This window comes from Actinobacillus porcinus, from assembly GCF_901764995.1.
Taxonomy (GTDB): Bacteria; Pseudomonadota; Gammaproteobacteria; order Enterobacterales; family Pasteurellaceae; genus Exercitatus; species Exercitatus porcinus.
Genome location: NZ_CABFKI010000003.1, coordinates 70,042 through 85,726 on the forward strand (window position 1 = coordinate 70,042; position 15,685 = coordinate 85,726).

At 36.4% G+C, this 15,685-nt stretch carries 14 protein-coding genes and 1 tRNA gene; 8 read left to right on the forward strand and 7 right to left on the reverse strand.

All coding sequences use genetic code 11. The features are described from left to right. Positions 1 to 8: 8 nt before the first annotated feature. A tRNA-Cys gene (locus E7T07_RS03120) sits at positions 9 to 82 on the forward strand. 252 nt (positions 83 to 334) lie between these two features. Here the strand turns inward: E7T07_RS03120 and E7T07_RS03125 are convergent. After that, positions 335 to 1,225: an IS256 family transposase, variant Zn-binding type gene (locus E7T07_RS03125; protein WP_425455031.1), complete on the reverse strand. Its 891-nt coding sequence runs from the start codon at positions 1,223 to 1,225 to the stop codon at positions 335 to 337. On the opposite strand from E7T07_RS03125, the gene E7T07_RS10945 reads away from it, so the two are divergent. Then, on the forward strand, positions 1,162 to 1,308 hold the full coding sequence (locus E7T07_RS10945) for a hypothetical protein (RefSeq protein WP_167874922.1): 147 nt from the start codon (positions 1,162 to 1,164) through the stop codon (positions 1,306 to 1,308). The two genes, E7T07_RS03125 and E7T07_RS10945, sit on opposite strands and share 64 nt — an antisense overlap. Positions 1,309 to 1,383: 75 nt before the next feature. Next, on the forward strand, positions 1,384 to 1,761 hold the full coding sequence (locus E7T07_RS03130) for a hypothetical protein (RefSeq protein ID WP_135709468.1): 378 nt from the start codon (positions 1,384 to 1,386) through the stop codon (positions 1,759 to 1,761). A gap of 13 nt (positions 1,762 to 1,774) precedes the next feature. On the opposite strand, the gene E7T07_RS03135 is transcribed toward E7T07_RS03130, so the two are convergent. Both E7T07_RS03135 and E7T07_RS03140 read right to left on the reverse strand, forming a co-directional pair. Continuing rightward, entirely contained in the window at positions 1,775 to 2,221 is a 447-nt protein-coding gene (locus tag E7T07_RS03135; RefSeq protein WP_005714765.1) for a hypothetical protein, read from the reverse strand. A gap of 1 nt (position 2,222) precedes the next feature. Beyond that, positions 2,223 to 3,257 (reverse strand): IS1595 family transposase, encoded by a 1,035-nt coding sequence (locus E7T07_RS03140; protein ID WP_135709469.1) that lies wholly within the window; start codon positions 3,255 to 3,257, stop codon positions 2,223 to 2,225. Positions 3,258 to 3,367: 110 nt separating this feature from the next. Between E7T07_RS03140 and E7T07_RS03145 the strand changes: the two genes are divergently transcribed. After that, positions 3,368 to 3,721 carry a helix-turn-helix domain-containing protein gene (locus E7T07_RS03145; RefSeq protein WP_135709470.1) on the forward strand — a complete coding sequence of 118 codons (354 nt, stop codon included), beginning with the start codon at positions 3,368 to 3,370 and terminating at the stop codon, positions 3,719 to 3,721. A gap of 194 nt (positions 3,722 to 3,915) precedes the next feature. On the opposite strand, the gene E7T07_RS03150 is transcribed toward E7T07_RS03145, so the two are convergent. After that, positions 3,916 to 4,833: a glycosyltransferase family 2 protein gene (locus tag E7T07_RS03150; protein ID WP_135709471.1), complete on the reverse strand. Its 918-nt coding sequence runs from the start codon at positions 4,831 to 4,833 to the stop codon at positions 3,916 to 3,918. 263 nt (positions 4,834 to 5,096) lie between these two features. Between E7T07_RS03150 and E7T07_RS03155 the strand changes: the two genes are divergently transcribed. The 3 genes from E7T07_RS03155 to E7T07_RS03165 all read left to right on the forward strand — a co-directional run bounded on the left by E7T07_RS03155 (position 5,097) and on the right by E7T07_RS03165 (position 11,586). After that, the gene (locus tag E7T07_RS03155) at positions 5,097 to 9,107 is read left to right on the forward strand and encodes a YadA-like family protein (RefSeq protein ID WP_167874923.1); all 4,011 of its coding nucleotides are present in this window, start codon (positions 5,097 to 5,099) and stop codon (positions 9,105 to 9,107) included. Positions 9,108 to 9,170: 63 nt separating this feature from the next. Continuing rightward, positions 9,171 to 10,055 carry an OmpA family protein gene (locus E7T07_RS03160; protein ID WP_135709473.1) on the forward strand — a complete coding sequence of 295 codons (885 nt, stop codon included), beginning with the start codon at positions 9,171 to 9,173 and terminating at the stop codon, positions 10,053 to 10,055. 397 nt (positions 10,056 to 10,452) lie between these two features. Then, positions 10,453 to 11,586 (forward strand): IS1595 family transposase, encoded by a 1,134-nt coding sequence (locus E7T07_RS03165; RefSeq protein WP_135709474.1) that lies wholly within the window; start codon positions 10,453 to 10,455, stop codon positions 11,584 to 11,586. A 499-nt stretch (positions 11,587 to 12,085) separates the two neighbouring features. Here the strand turns inward: E7T07_RS03165 and E7T07_RS03170 are convergent, their stop codons facing one another. Beyond that, entirely contained in the window at positions 12,086 to 12,403 is a 318-nt protein-coding gene (locus E7T07_RS03170) for a hypothetical protein (RefSeq protein ID WP_135709475.1), read from the reverse strand. A gap of 209 nt (positions 12,404 to 12,612) precedes the next feature. Between E7T07_RS03170 and E7T07_RS03175 the strand changes: the two genes are divergently transcribed. Continuing rightward, entirely contained in the window at positions 12,613 to 12,951 is a 339-nt protein-coding gene (locus tag E7T07_RS03175) for a hypothetical protein (RefSeq protein WP_135709476.1), read from the forward strand. A gap of 641 nt (positions 12,952 to 13,592) precedes the next feature. On the opposite strand, the gene hflC is transcribed toward E7T07_RS03175, so the two are convergent. Next, complete coding sequence (gene hflC / locus E7T07_RS03180) at positions 13,593 to 14,480, reverse strand: protease modulator HflC (protein WP_135709477.1); 888 nt, start codon at positions 14,478 to 14,480, stop codon at positions 13,593 to 13,595. After that, the gene (gene hflK / locus E7T07_RS03185; protein WP_135709478.1) at positions 14,480 to 15,685 is read right to left on the reverse strand and encodes an FtsH protease activity modulator HflK; all 1,206 of its coding nucleotides are present in this window, start codon (positions 15,683 to 15,685) and stop codon (positions 14,480 to 14,482) included. Before hflK ends, hflC begins: the two co-directional genes overlap by 1 nt.

Here is a 15,685-nt window from a genome sequence, read left to right on the forward strand (position 1 = left end):
AATTCAATGGCGTGTTAGCAAAGCGGTTATGCACTGGATTGCAAATCCATGTAGCTCGGTTCGACTCCGGGACACGCCTCCATTAAGTCATATAATTAACTCCAAGTAAATCTAAATAAGTCTAAAAAACCTAGTATTTTCAAGCCGTTTGTGTAAAATTGAACTCTAATTAACTCTTATAAAATCTATCTACATCTAAAATTTTTAGCAGGTATTTTGGAGGTGTTTGGAGATGGCAAAGATTATTAAAGGTGTAATAGACAAATTTGTTGCTATTACACCAAAAACAGCTCAAATAGACAAAACAGTTGCTAATATTTATTTTCTTTAAATGTTAGCAACTTTTTCTATTTAGAAAATCCTGTATAAACAATACCTTACGTCTTTTATTTAACCCGTTGTGATTATTTATTTTTCGTTTAAGTTCACTAAATAGTCCTTCTAAACGATTTGTTGTCCTTTCTATATTTAATTCAGGATATTTCTCATAGGTAAAAATATAATCCATATAACGCTTTAAACCGGCATAAGCACTTCTTACATTGCGATGTTTATAAGGAAAATAACCGTTTTCATTGGCTTTATCACTTCGTTCTTTTAAAAAATCTTGGTGTTTAATAAACCAATAATGTAATCGTAGATAAAATTCATTTTTTGAACTCTTTGTTAATGTTTTTACTATTATTTTTAATTCTTTTCCTGCTTGCGATTGATGTTTTTTTCTTAATTTCCTCATCACAATTGCCACCATATGAAATTGACACATTTGTACCGGCGTATTAAATAAATCTTTCATCAAACCTCGTCTACCATCACAGGTAATTGATTGAATTATATAGCCTTTTTCTCTTAATCTGTTCAGAGCAAGTTTATAGTAAATATCTTTTTCGGTTCGCACAAAATAATGGGAAATCACATTATTTGAATTTGAATCCATCAACACTAATACGCCAAAATAACGACCGAAAAACGTTGTATCCATAATGATGTTCAGGTATCGATTTGAAGGCGGTTTTAAGGCTGTTTTAGGGGCTTTATCAATATATCTTTGAATAGTTCTAACCGAACAATGATATTTAACAGCTAGTTGTTGATAGGCTTGTTTTCCGGATGTGTAATCAGTCCAAATTTTAATTGGATCTAATTTATTTTTGAAGGAAAATGTTTTATGGCATTTATGGCAAAAATATCGTTGAATATTATTTGATGTACCATGTTTCTTTATTCTTGCACTTTGGCAAAATGGGCAGTTTTTTGTTCATATTTCAAAAAGTGGGCTTAAAGCCTTGTACTATCGGTATTATGTAGCACTTGCACAAAGATTTAACCGATTGAAAACATTAAAATCCCTATTGAAATTTTCACTCAATAGGGATTTTTATTATGGCACAAAAGTTACTTAAGCATGAATTAGTTGAGCGGTTACTTCAACTGAAAGAAAAACAAGATTTATTAACAGTGCAAATGCAACTTTTTACGCAAGAGATTAGCGAGTTGGCAGCTCCATTTGTGCCGAAAACACCTAAAAGCCAGTCTGTCATTACCACTCGTTTAATCGCACAAGTATTAAGGGAAAATCAGGGGACGTGGTTGATGTGTGGGGATATTGCAGAACGGGCATTACAGTTAGTGGGGCAACCACAGTTTGTTGATGTAGGTGATAGCTATTATAAGGTGGTAAAAAGAATGTTGCTGCGTTTAGCGAAAAAGGGATTGGTTGAGCGTGCAGGGTTTCATTGGCGGTTGAAATTGCTAAAATAGCGACATTTTGCCGCTATTTTTGTATCCATTTCCATTGAATAATCTTATGTTCTTTCACTACGATTCTTTCTACGACCCCTTTATTTACTAATCGAGTCATTGCATTACCAATATTATTGGTATGGTATTTTGATATAGGGGTATTCGGTTGTTTATCTGCAATTAAAACCGCTTCTGCTAATTCTAACGCACGCCAATATCGTTCAGGTTCGGCTTTCATTACTTTTTGAATCAATTGCGTTATTTTGCCGTTAAATTGTTTGCGATAAACTCGATATTGAAAATGCTCGGTATCGAATTGTTGAATTTCTTTGCTATCAACTTCCATTGCTTCTAAAGCTCGTTCTAACCACTTAATGCGGCGTTCAACAAGGTCGAGATGAGCTAATACCTGCTCTTTTTCTCGCTCAAACTGAGCGATTTTTTGTTTAATTTGCGTATAGTAAATTGGATCTGCCATATTACATTATTAACCTTTCTACTTGTCTATGATTACCTTGCCAGTACCCTTTCCAAGCATTTTCTGATGGTGTAGAAAGGCATTTGCTGGTAATATCGTTGAAAATCGTTAAATTATCCAGTTTACGAGTATCTTCACGATAAGCGACTTCATTGGCATAGTTATCAAGATAGATGTTACTCATCTTGTGGACTTGTCCGTAATACATTCGTTTGAAACGTGCAAAGTAACTTTCTGCAAGGTTATTGGTAATCCCTTCATCACTGCGATATTCTTTTTGATGGTTCACACGTTGTAAGTCGTAATCCACGATTAATTCATCATAAGCACTGTTTTCATCGGTATGAATACGGCTATTGGGTTCAATATATGCAGCAGCCAATTTCTTCACGGTTTCTGTATTTTCTGACAAAATAGGAAACGTGATGGTTCTCTTTGCACCGACTAATTGGGGATTAGAAGCCCTTTCTTGTTCTGAATAACGCTCACGCATAACCAATACCGCACGCTTGTTTGGATTGGCATTGGCTTTTAACCGTCTATCCACACGTTCACTTTTCTTATTCTTTGGGCGTGGTGCGGAATGTACATAAGTTCCATCTATATGGATTTCGCCTGACAAGGGAAAAAGCTCACGCTGTACAATCAGACTTTCTCGGATTTTATGTGATAAGGCAAAAGCGGTTTTGTACTGTACATTCAAATCACGAGAGAGCTGACAGGCTGAAATCCCTTTTACCGCATTCACAAACAAAGCAATGGCAAATAAATAGGTTTGAATCGGCAACTTGTGATTAGCAAAAATAGTTCCTGACGTGATGCTAAACGTGTGTTTACAATGTTTGCACCGCCACTGCTTGCGAGTAGAGATGAAATAGGCTTGATGTTGTACACCACATTTAGGGCAAACCACCACTTCTTTACTTCCCCAGCGTAACTCGCACAATAAGCTAAATGCTTCATCATCGGATAGGCGAGCTATCTTAATAGATGAAAGCGTGCGAGCTTTGCTGGTTAGTAGGAAGTGAGATGCCATAGTTTTTCTTTAATTATTAATTAAGATTTTGTATCATAGTGCAACATTTGGCACTATTTATAATTTAATAATGCCACAAGATGCATTTTTTGTCAATAAGGAGTGCCAAAATGAGCATTAAAGAACGATTGAGAATGGTTATTGAAGCTCAAGGTCTGTCTATAAAAGCGTTTGCTGAATCCGTTGATACTCCATTAAGAACACTACATAACTACCTAAGTGGTGAACGTGAACCAAGTTCAGAATTTCTTTCAAAAATAGCTGAGAAATTTAATATCAACTTGAATTGGTTACTGTTAAATAAAGGCGAGATTTATATGAATGATGGTAAAGATGTGAGTTTAAGTAGTGAAGAGACTACGCTATTAAATCAATATCGTTTAGTTAGTGAATCAGGAAAACGTATTTTAACAAATACCAGCCAAGCTATATTTGATGAATTAGCAAATTCAGCCGATAATTAAATTTTGATGAAAAGCGAGAGATTTAATTTCTCGCTTTAATCTAAGACAGACTATCCAAGAAAACCAATAACCCTCTCCGCTCATCTGCATTCATTTTATCTAAATGATAAGCGAACGAAAGATTCTTTATTCAGAAGTAAATTTGACAAATATCATCGGAAAAACAAGAGACATCTCAATGTGCTATACAAAGCCTAGCCAATATTTTGCGTGAAACTGATGGGGGATTGCATTGCGTTATGTCTTATACTATCAGTTAGGAGATCATTATACTCTCCATCTATTTTTTTTAAATTCTCTATCGTTTGAGATAAATGTTTACAATTCATATTGATTACAACTTGAATTAGTTTTTGAAGATTTAATTTATTTGTAGTTTCTAGTTTTTTTGTCAGTAGTTGAATAAGTTTATATTGAGATTCTAGCCTACTCCTTTCTATAGGTTTCGTCATTGCACTATTAGATCGACGGCGGTAAACCATAAAGTAGTCAGCTACTTCAAGAATTATTCCATTACATAATAATAGCTCAACATTAAATAGTGTATCTTCTCCAAAAGGTAAGGATTGATTGAATACTATATGATTTAATAACAGAAGTTTTCTTTTAATCAGAAAAGTACCAATAGGGATAAACCAATTGTTTGGAATAGCAGCATAAAACAAAGCATTTAGCGTACTTAGGTATGCATTTTGACTGTTTACTGAAGATGAAACAGGAGAACAAGCAATAAATTGTTCATTGACGTTTAATAAATGGGTGCCCTTTATTACATCAACATTATGCTCTTTTGCAAGCGAATACAATTTCTCTAGATTCAGATTTGGATATAAGAAATCATCAGGATCTAAAAATAATACATATTCCCCTTTCGCTATTCTTAAACCAATGTTTCGAGCGGAACTTACGCCCTTATTTTGTGAATGAATAACATAAATAAAAGAGTATTGTCTCGCATAAGTTAATGCAATATTAAGGCTCTCATCAGTTGAGCCATCATCAACTAAAATAATTTCTTTAGATATATTTTGACGAAGTATGCTTTCTATTGCATCAGAAAGGTAAGGGGCAACATTATAGATTGGTAGGATAAAGCTAATGTTGATTGTCATATATTTTACATTTACATTGCTAATAATTAGCCTTATAATAGCACGGCAACAAATAAAAAACCACCGCTTAAACTAAAGCGGTGGCTTTATAAACTTTTCTCTTCTTATGCATTCACATAAGAATTTATGTTGAGCATTATAGTTCATTTCGACTTCCGTTTCAACATAAATATATTTTTCTCTTCTTATTGTTCATTAAGAATTTTCCGTGTCAGCGAGTTTTCTCGTTTGATGTTTATATGTTTTTTTATAGGAAAAGAAAGATGAACAAAATCTTTAAAATTAAACAAAACTCCCTAGGTCAATCGATTGTTACTTCGGAATTAGCAAAATCTTGTGGTAAAGGTAAAACTTTAGCTATGGCTATTCTTTCTCTTTTATCTATTGGGGTTGTAAATCCAGCATTGGCAACATCTTCAACTATTGGGGAAGGTAATCTTGTTACTGGAGAAAAAGGCGTAACTGATGGCTATAACAATATAGTTACTGCAACTAAAGGTATGGCTCAAGGGAATGATTCTATTGCAACTGGTAATAATCTTTCTCGTGATGAGTTTTCGGCTAAACTTAATCAGTACAGCGAGTTACTTTCTGATAAAACCTTAAAAGAAAGTGAGATTGGTACGATTGGTACAAATATTGAAGTGAATAGTCAAACTCAAAAGAATCTTAATGATAAAATTAGAGATTTAAATGAAATTATTGACCGTAGTAACAATAAAAACAATCAATTGGATAACTTTAACAACCAACTTACTAATAAGCAGAGTGAATTAACATCACTTATTGAAGCTCTTGAACAAGCTAAAGAAAATGCTCAATCTACTTCTTCAGCAAGTACTAGAGATAAAACAGTTTGGACTGATTTTACTTCGCAATTAGGTAAATTAGATTGGAATAAATTATCTGATTCATCAAATGGTACAAGTGGTGTAAATAAGTTAGCTACTGACTTAAAAGGAATGATTGAAGCAGATTACCCCGATTATACTGATAAATGGGAAATCAAAAAATATGAAGAAATAATTAGCGGTTATGTTAATCGTCAAGGATTATTTGATGCTAACGAAGATGCTATTGGTACTAGACACGAGCAAAGTAAAGATTATTACACTTTTAACTTTGATATTTCTGGCCCTACATATACAGGAAACATTTTCTTATATGATACAACTAGCAATAAGAGAGGTTTAGGTGGCTCATCTTTAGCAAACTATTTAGAAAATGTCAGTGATGTATCTTCTTCTGAAATCAGTATTGATGTATTCAATAATTTAAGAAAACAAACATATGTAGATATGATAGATGGCAAGGATAAAGATGCTTTTTATTCTTTCTACAATTTAAAAAATATCATTAGCTCTGAAACAAATAATGCCATTCAAAATATTGCTAAATCTTACAATGCCATTAACTATGATTATCTAGGTTATGGTAAAGGTTATGCCAAAAGAGCGAGCGATTTAACTGATGCTGTTTCTCTCCTACATTTGCCACCAGTTGCTAAAAAATCTAGTATGGAATTTATTGCTCAGCGAGATCTTAGCTATTTTATTGAAAATACATTCCAAAATGAGCTTGGTTCAGTTAATAACGGAATTGTATCCGACCAAAATACCAAAGCATTTATTTCTAATACTGATGTAAATTATCTTCGTGAATGGGTTTCATTATTCTATGATAATTTTTATAACAATATTGATTTCACTGCTGATGAATCAGCTTGGCTGTTTGACAAAAATAGCTATCTCAAGCAATTATCAACTGTAGAAAGTTTTGCATCCAAAATAAAAGAGTATGTCGCCGCCTATGATTCTGCTGTTACAAATCCTTCTGATACTAATGCTCAGATTAAATTAGTAACACTTTATAATGATATTCGTCAAAATAAAGGTAATGGTGAAAATTATTATGAAAATATCAAGGTGGAATTAAAACAATCTACAATTGATTTATTTAATCAATATGCAGAAGAAACAGCAAAAGAGCTTACAGAAGATGCTCAAAAGCTAAAACTTTATGATGCTCGCAATGAAGTTATTAAAGGTATTATTACAGCAGCTCAAGATTTGCAAAATGATATTAATGAAGCACAAAAAGCTATTGATGCAAAACAAGAAGAAATCGATGATCTTACTCAAAAGATAAAAGATTTAGCTTTAACACCTGATGAAGAAGCTGCTGCTGATTTAAAAACAGAAAAGGAAAAAGAATTAGCAGATAAACAAGCAGAAAAAACACAGCTTGAACAAGATCAAGTTGCCAAACAATTAGAGCTTGATGAAATCAATCGTAAACTCGCTGAAACTAACCTCGAAAATTTAGGGGAGCGTTCAATTGCTATCGGTGTGAATGCTTTTGCATCAGGCGATGATTCTATTGCAATGGGTACAAATTCAACGGTTACATCTAACGATGGCATTGCTATCGGTCGTAATACTAACGTAACAGGTAAACAGTCTATTGCAATCGGTGCTGAAAATACCGTAACAGGCGATAAATCTATTGCTATCGGTGTTGGTCATACTGTGTCAGGTAATCGCTCAACGACTATTGGCGATCCAAATACGATTACAGGCGATGATGTTTTTGTTGCTGGTAACAATAACAGCGTGGCATCAAATAATGTGATGGTAATGGGTAACAACATTACCGTAGGAACAGGTTTTGATGGTGCGGTGGTTTTAGGTGCAAATTCAACCGTTGCAGCGGCTAACCCGACTTCATCAATTGAAATTCAAGGTAATACATACAACTTTGCAGGTACTAACCCAGCATCAACTGTCAGCGTGGGTAAAGCAGGCGAAGAACGCCAAATTACCAATGTGGCGGCTGGTCGTATTTCAAAAACTTCAACTGATGCGATCAACGGTTCACAACTTTATGCTGTCACCGAAGCATTAAATGCAATTCAAAGTATCAACCTTGATGATATTGCTGCTGCAAATATCAATACGCAAGCAACGGTAACGGCAGGACAAGGTATTACGATTGCTGAAAATGATAATGCAAACGGCACGAAAAATTATACTGCTTCAGCAAAAATTGGTGACGGTTTATCATTTGATGAAAATGGTGCTATTCGTGCTAATGGCACAACACTTCACGCTGGCGAGAACGTTGAAATTACTGGCGATGCTAATGGTGGCTACACAATTAATGCCAAAACGCAAATCATCAATGGTGGTAAAGCTACCGTTGTTCACGCTGGCGATAACGTTCGTGTGACAGGTGATGTAGATAATGGTTTTACAGTAAACGTAGATAATATGCGTACTACGGTAACAGGCGGTCAAGGTGCGGAAGTCACTTTATCAGACAATGCGGATGGTTCAAAAAATTACACCGTAAATGTCAAAGTGGGCGAAGGTTTAACTTACGATGATAAGGGAAATCTTGTCAATGATATGAAATTAACCGCAGGTGAGAACGTTCAAGTTTCAGGTGATGCTAAAGGTGGCTATACCATTTCAGCAACTGATACAAATACGCAAGCCACCGTTTCAGCGGATAAAGGCATTACCATTACTGAAACCAACAATGCTAACGGCACAAAAAACTATGCCGTATCCGCTAAGTTAGGTAAAGGCTTAAAAGTGGACGAAAACGGAGCGATTGCGGCGACAGCTCAACCGATTAATGGTGGTGCTGGCGTGACAATTACCACAAATGCTCAAGATGAAGCCGTAGTGAATGTCACAGGTGTAACAACCACGACTGATGATGGTAAAACTTACACTCGCTCTGATTTAACGAAATCCGTTGGCGTAAAAGGCGATGGTAAAAATATCAGCACTTCAACCGTCGCTAATGGTGATGTACAAGTGAAATTGGCTGATGATGTGAAGGTAAATAGCGTTGCTATTCATAATGGACCAACCATTAATCAACAAGGCGTTAATGCAAACAATACACGCATTACCAACGTTCAAGATGGTGTTACACCAACGGATGCTGTTAATGTTCGTCAGTTAAACCAACAAGGAAATATTCTCAATCAACGTATTGATAACCTTGCAGATAATGTGAAGAAAAACAAAAAGCGTAATGATGCAGGTATTGCTTCAACAGCAGCAATGGCAAACATTCCGCAAGTAATGTTAGCAGGTAAATCAGGTGTCGGCGTAGGTGTTGGACATCGTAGTGGTCAAAATGCGATTGCAGTTGGCTACTCTCGAGCATCTGATAATGCAAAACACATTATTAAATTATCAGCAGGTTTAGATACGCAAAGCAAAGCCACCTTTGGTGCTGGCTATATGTATCAATGGTAATAGATTGAAAAGTGGAATGCCTAAGGGCATTCCTATTTCCTAGAAATGAAAAGGTTTAACAAAATGAAAACAGCACTAAAATTAACCGCACTTGCAACATTAGCGACATTATTAACCGCTTGTGGCAATCTTTCAAACGTATCGGATAAGGGAACAACCGATAATCCAATCTTTCCAACATTGGAGCAAACGAAGTTTAATCACGATGGCACACAAGTCGGCTCTTGGGTAAACTGGGCTAACGTTCGCCAAATTGAGCGTGGTATGAACAAAGGCCAGTTATATAACCTAATCGGTCGTCCGCACTTCTCGGAAGGTTTGTATGGCGTGCGTGAGTGGGACTATGCTTTTAACTATCGTGAAAACGGCGTTCACAAAATTTGTCAGTACAAAATCTTATTTGATAAAAACATGAATGCCCAAACGTTCTTATGGTATCCAAATGGCTGCAATAGCGACCACGCTTTCAATATCAATTCGGATTTCTTATTCGATTTTGATAAGGATAGCTTAACCGCAGAAGGTGTCCGTACCGTAAACGCTTTAGCTGATAAGCTCAAATCTCTGCCTGTTAAGTCGATTGTTGTTGAAGGCTATACCGACCGTATGGGAACTGTTGAATATAATTTAGATTTATCTCAACGCCGTGCCAATACCGTGAAAGCGGAATTACAACGTTTAGGCGTAACCACTGAACTCAATGCCGTAGGCTACGGTAAGGCAAACCAAGTAAAACATTGCGATGGCAATGACCAAACCGCCAAAGATTGCTTACGTCCTAACCGCCGTGTTGTGGTGAAAGCTCAGGGGGTAGAAATGAACGCTGGCTCAAGTGAGAAAATCGCTGGACAAATTGGACCTGCACCATTGTATGACGATAAATATCCGTACAGTCCACATATTACGGGTAATCCTTACCCCGAAATTCCAGCACAGAATTTGCAGTAATCACTGCATACCGACTTCTTAATATGAGTTGATATTTTGAAGATTTTATTCATATTTATAAGCAATCCAGCAATGGGTTGCTTTTTTATTTGACAGAAAAACAACGTAGTTCTATATTAACTACCGTTCATCATTGATGAACAATAACAATTTGCCAATGAACCATTTATTTATATAGCCTAGTTTCTTTCAAAGAAGCATAGCGAACCATATAGGCGTAGAACCCTTTTATTAAGGCTCTATTTTCGGTTTGCAACTCGTTTATTAAAGTCCACGTATTTCTTGTGGCAGTACGGTATTCAAGGCAAAACGCTTTGAGCCGACCTGAAAATTCAGGTGGGCGATTTTTTATGTCTGGCGTTTAGCTTTGAGTACCTTGTACACACAAGGAATACTTATGGCTCATTACTTACTTTCAAGCAAATCTAAAACATTATCCCTTAAACATATCTTCCGTCTAAGTGAAGATGAAGCCTTCCAACTTTTAAAAGCAAACCGTTGGGGCAATTCTGATAATCTTCACGATGTTTGTTGTCCGCATTGCGGCATACGCCATCACGCTTATTTTCTTCAATCTCGCAAACGTTGGTGCTGCAAACATTGCCAACGGAATTTCTATATTACGACTAATACCGCATTTGCTTTTCATAAACTACCGTTTGTTGATATTTTGGCAGCCATTCTTCTCTTTGCGAATGAAGTCAAAGGGATTTCGGCAATAACAATGAGCCGTCATCTTAATATCAGTTATAAGACGGCATTCGTCCTTTGCCATAAACTGCGTGAAGCCCTATTCAAAACTCGTGATTTAACGCCATTACAAGGGGAAATTCACGAAGATGGTGCGTGGATTAATTTCAAATTACGTCCAACTAACTTCGCTAAACACACCCATAAACAGAAACAAAAAGCCGATAAAAAAGGACGAAAACTTCCAAAATTCAGACCGACTAAACGTTGTATCATCAGCTTAAATCAACGTGCTTCTAATGATGAAACATTATGGGGTTCAAATAGAACTATTGTGGCAATGGACTATACTGAAAATGCCAAAACAATCTTGGCTTTAAACCATCAATTCGTAAAACAAGGCAGTAATATTATGTGTGATGAAAATCCAGCCTATAAAGGTTTGGATTTTCACTACACTCGTTGGAGTGTTAATCACGATTTATGTTACAGTGCAAAAGGCATCAATAACAATCTCGCCGAATCCTTTAATGCTCGTTTTCGTGATTTACATCGTGGTGTACATCACAAATGCGACAATAAATACGCCCTACATTATGCCAACCAAGCCGCATTTATGTCAGATAACCGCCAAAAATCTAATGGCGACCTATTTAGTGATATTCTAAAACGTTGTTTATGGGTATTGCCATTAAGGGAATGGGTAGGTTACTGGCAAGGGAATCATCGCACGCAAGAGCTTATCGGTATGACCGCATTTAGCCCAGAAGAAATTTCCCAGTCCTACTTCAAAAATCTCAATGAAAGAATGAAGTACGAGCAAGAGTTACTGGCTGCCTAATTTGCTTAACTAAAAAACGAATTGAAATGTAAGTACAGAGAAATCAGCTTACCTTTGACAAGGTTGAGCGGATTGGCTACGCTCATTGGTGGGAAAATTTACATCGCAAGCCAATAATATTGGCAAACAAGTGGGAAAATCAGCTAAAATTTGCCAAAAGAAATGCCCTTAACCCTGTTTTGAAGTTAAGAGCATCGAAAATTTTACTGCGGTTACGATTGCATTTTGGTCTTTGTGCAACTGCCACATAATACCGTGTACTATAAGGCTTTAAGCCACTTTTTAGCAACAAATTTGTCTATTACACCTAAAAGCCTTGAACCCTTATAAGTCAAGGCTTTTGGGCATCCCCATTATAGCACTGCGAAATGAAAAAGGGAGCTACAACCCTTTATCGAGTACATCTAATTTCTTCTCTGCAAGTTTTGCATTATAAGTAGAAAGTTTCTCACCTTCTAGTTTTGTAAACGTTCTAATAATTTACGTAATACCGAATCTTTTAATGGTCGTTTATTAAAGGTACGATACATCCAATCTGAAATGTTTTTTTAAGTTCCTTAATACGATTTTTTACACGAGTAAATACAGATTCATCCTCAGCTTCTAAAGAATAACCGAATTGACGTGAAATAGCACGTGCATTAGCAAGTAATAGTGGGTTATCTGCTTCTAATGATGGATTATCAATAATTTGTGATTCTAATGCAAGTAATGCGTCTAGTTCATCTAATTTATTTAACATACTTTCCATACTTGCAATAACCGTTTTATTATTGCGTTGATTATCAGTTTTAGTTACATTTAAATAATGTGACATATGTTTCTCTCTTTATAATTTTATTAATAATATTGTACAATGTTACTATTATTTAGGTTAATTAAGACCTAAACATAAAATGCTTTATTGGTTATTTAATAAACGCATCAAATTCTTAAATTTATATTATCTAAATGAGTAAAGAATGGTTCTCTACTTATTAATTAACGTAATTAATTAACTAAAATAAAAATTAAAGGTAGGTATACATGCATACATTAAAAGAAAAAAACCGGACATTAATGTTAATAATGTTTGATAATAACGAAAAAGAGCACCAATTAATTATTGAGTATCCGTATACTAATGTATACAAAATATTGTTAGATATATTCAATGAGGTTAACATTAAATACGATTATCAAAACATGAATTGCGGTAATTTTATAACTATAAAAGAACCATTAACTCAAACTCAAATAGAGGAACTTATAGGTACGCAAACATTATTAAAAATGGGGGATCAAAGATGTCCATGTTTAAATGATGTACTTAGCAATATATTAAAAAGAAAAATTATTAAAATATTTAATATTGATGGGGGTTAACCCCCCCCCCCAACAATACATATTATCAATTGATGCGCCGCATATACTCGTCAAATTCCTTTTTAGTAACAAAAGTATGTTTCTTATACGCATTAGACCATGCTCTACGTTTCCCATCTGTATGTTTAACAATTTTAACTTTATCTATATCAATATATATTTTTACATAACCTATTTTCTCAATCTTAATGTCAGAAGTAACGCAGATTTCTTTGCAGCCTTCTCACTCATCTATATATCGTTTTACATACTCTTTTTTTAATTTCGTCGTCTTTATGCCTTTTATGGCGTTAGGTATATATACCACGATATAGTACAGCAATAATATAAATCTCCCCCTCCTCGGTGTCTTCAATAAGAGCGTGATATGCTCTGAACCACATCCCCACTAAACAGTTCTCTATTTTCGGTGAAAATGGGATTCTTTCCGGTAATATTTGCGTAGTATCGGTGTTCTTAAATTCGGCCGATGGAATTATAGCACTGCGAAATGAAAAGGAGAGTTATAACGTAGGCTTTATCGTGCCGAAGATAAATTTAAAAGATTAGTTGTATTTAACCATAAAAAATCTACACCTTAATTCGTTGGTTATTTAGCCCAACTTTGGGGTGCAGATTTCCTATTTTAACCCGACTTAAACTTATTTCTTCGGTGCTTGCATAAAGCGGAAGAAGTCGCTATCCGGTTTGAGCAACATCATGTTGTCTGAACCTGCGAAGCTTGTTTGGTAGGCTTTTAAGCTACGCACAAAACTATAAAATTCAGGTTCTTGCCCAAATGCCTCACTGTAGAGTTTAGCCGCTGCTGCATCGCCTTCACCGCGTAATTGTTGCGCAGTTTTGTTGGCATTCGCGGTAATCAAGGTAACTTTACGATCTACATCCGCTTGAATAAATGCCGCTTTTTCTTTACCTTGTGAACGATGTTCACGTGCAACCGCATCACGTTCTGCGCGCATGCGTTGATAAATCGAGGAGGACACTTCATCCGGTAAATTGATCTGTTTGATACGAACATCAACCACTTCAATACCTAATTCAGCCGTGCTGTCTTCACCGGAATTTAGGGATTTTTTCGCCCCTTCCATTAATTCGCCACGGGTGCCGGAGACAATGTCTTTGATAGTACGCGTACCAATTTCTGAACGCAAACGGTCGCCGACTTTGCGTTGTAATAAATTTTCCGCAAGATTTTTATCACCGCCACCTGTTGAGGTATAAAAGCGACCGAAATCACTGATTTTCCATTTTACGTAAGAATCTACGAGCAAGTCTTTTTTCTCAACGGTAACAAAACGATCTGCTTTGCCGTCAAGGGTTTGAATTCTTGCATCCAGCAATGTCAAGCTATCTACGATTGGTAGCTTGAAATGTAAGCCAGGATGATAGACTTTTACGGTGTTATCGCTATCGCGCTGTACTTTTCCGAAGCGCATCATAATTCCTCGTGTTCCTTCTTGCACGACAACAATACTGGAATAAATGATTAACGCAAGAATAATGATAATGGGCGTTAAGAATTTACGCATTAGTTAAATCTCCCTTGACGTTCTACGGCTGAAGGCTGTGCAGGTTTCATTGGCTGCGTTAAAACAGGCTGAGAATTTACCGCACTTTGTGGTTGTGTTGCCGGTGCTGTTTGAGTAGCGGGTTGTTGCGCTTTATTGCGCAAAAGCTGATCAAGCGGCAATACCGTCATACTGCTTCCATTGTCCATCATCACTTTAGGTGTTTTTGCCATGACACTTTCCATGGTTTCAATATATAAACGTTCTTTTAGTACCGTTGGGTTGGCTTTAAATTCAGGCAATAAGCGTTGGAAACGTTCTACTTCCCCTTGTGCTTCTAACACAATTTGATCCTTATAAGCCGTGGCTTCTTCGATAATACGTTGTGCATTACCTCGCGCAATAGGCTCGCGCTCGCGGGCATAGGCTTCCGCTTCACGAATATAACGTTGTTCATCTTCTTGCGCTTTAATCGCATCATCAAAGGCATCTTTAACTTCTTCAGGCGGACGCGCAGATTGGAAGTTGACATCAATAATATTTAAGCCCATATCGTAGGACTTAATAATTTCATTTAAGGCTTTCCATGTATTATCACGGACGACAGCCCGTTCTTTGGTTAAAATATTATCCATTGTCATATGACCAATTACATAACGCAATGCGCTATCTGTTGCCTGCGCAAGGCTGTCATCGGCATTAATGACGCTAAAAAGATATTTAGCCGGATCAGAAACGCGGTATTGAACCGTTAATTCTACACGCACCATATTTTCATCTTGCGTCAACATCGCCCCTTGCGTTTTCAGATCACGCACTTGTTCTACGTTGACAGGAATGACTTTATCAATAAATGTCGGTTTCCAGTTTAAACCAGGTTGAACAATAGCGTGTAGTTGTCCAAAGCGAGTCACCACGCCACGTTCCGCTTCTTTGACCGTATAAAAACCACTGACAGCCCAAATCACCGCACCAAGCAAGGCGGCAAGTGGTAAGAATTTACCAAATTGGACAGGCGCCTGATTCTTTCCGTTGTTATTGTTATTTGAGCCAGATTTATTGCCACCTAACTTTTTCAATAAATTAGAAAAAGCTTCTTCTAAATCAGGTGGGGCTTGCTCGCCTTGTTGATGAGAACCTTGGTTTTTGGGTTCATCGGCAGGTTTATTATTAGACGGCTGGCTGTTTTTACCAGGTGCCGCCCAAGGATCTTGATCCTGAGCCAT

Excerpts from the sequence above, each read along its gene's own strand:
- E7T07_RS03160 (WP_135709473.1), top strand. The coding sequence starts at position 9,171 with ATGAAAACAGCACTAAAATTAACCGCACTTGCAACATTAGCGACATTA.
- E7T07_RS03155 (WP_167874923.1), top strand. The coding sequence starts at position 5,097 with ATGAACAAAATCTTTAAAATTAAACAAAACTCCCTAGGTCAATCGATT.
- E7T07_RS03130 (WP_135709468.1), top strand. The coding sequence starts at position 1,384 with ATGGCACAAAAGTTACTTAAGCATGAATTAGTTGAGCGGTTACTTCAA.
- E7T07_RS03175 (WP_135709476.1), top strand. The coding sequence starts at position 12,613 with ATGCATACATTAAAAGAAAAAAACCGGACATTAATGTTAATAATGTTT.
- E7T07_RS03165 (WP_135709474.1), top strand. The coding sequence starts at position 10,453 with ATGGCTCATTACTTACTTTCAAGCAAATCTAAAACATTATCCCTTAAA.
- E7T07_RS03135 (WP_005714765.1), bottom strand. The coding sequence starts at position 2,221 with ATGGCAGATCCAATTTACTATACGCAAATTAAACAAAAAATCGCTCAG.
- hflK (WP_135709478.1), bottom strand. The coding sequence starts at position 15,685 with ATGGCTCAGGATCAAGATCCTTGGGCGGCACCTGGTAAAAACAGCCAG.
- E7T07_RS03145 (WP_135709470.1), top strand. The coding sequence starts at position 3,368 with ATGAGCATTAAAGAACGATTGAGAATGGTTATTGAAGCTCAAGGTCTG.
- E7T07_RS10945 (WP_167874922.1), top strand. The coding sequence starts at position 1,162 with ATGTTTTATGGCATTTATGGCAAAAATATCGTTGAATATTATTTGATG.
- E7T07_RS03150 (WP_135709471.1), bottom strand. The coding sequence starts at position 4,833 with ATGACAATCAACATTAGCTTTATCCTACCAATCTATAATGTTGCCCCT.
- hflC (WP_135709477.1), bottom strand. The coding sequence starts at position 14,480 with ATGCGTAAATTCTTAACGCCCATTATCATTATTCTTGCGTTAATCATT.
- E7T07_RS03140 (WP_135709469.1), bottom strand. The coding sequence starts at position 3,257 with ATGGCATCTCACTTCCTACTAACCAGCAAAGCTCGCACGCTTTCATCT.
- E7T07_RS03170 (WP_135709475.1), bottom strand. The coding sequence starts at position 12,403 with ATGTCACATTATTTAAATGTAACTAAAACTGATAATCAACGCAATAAT.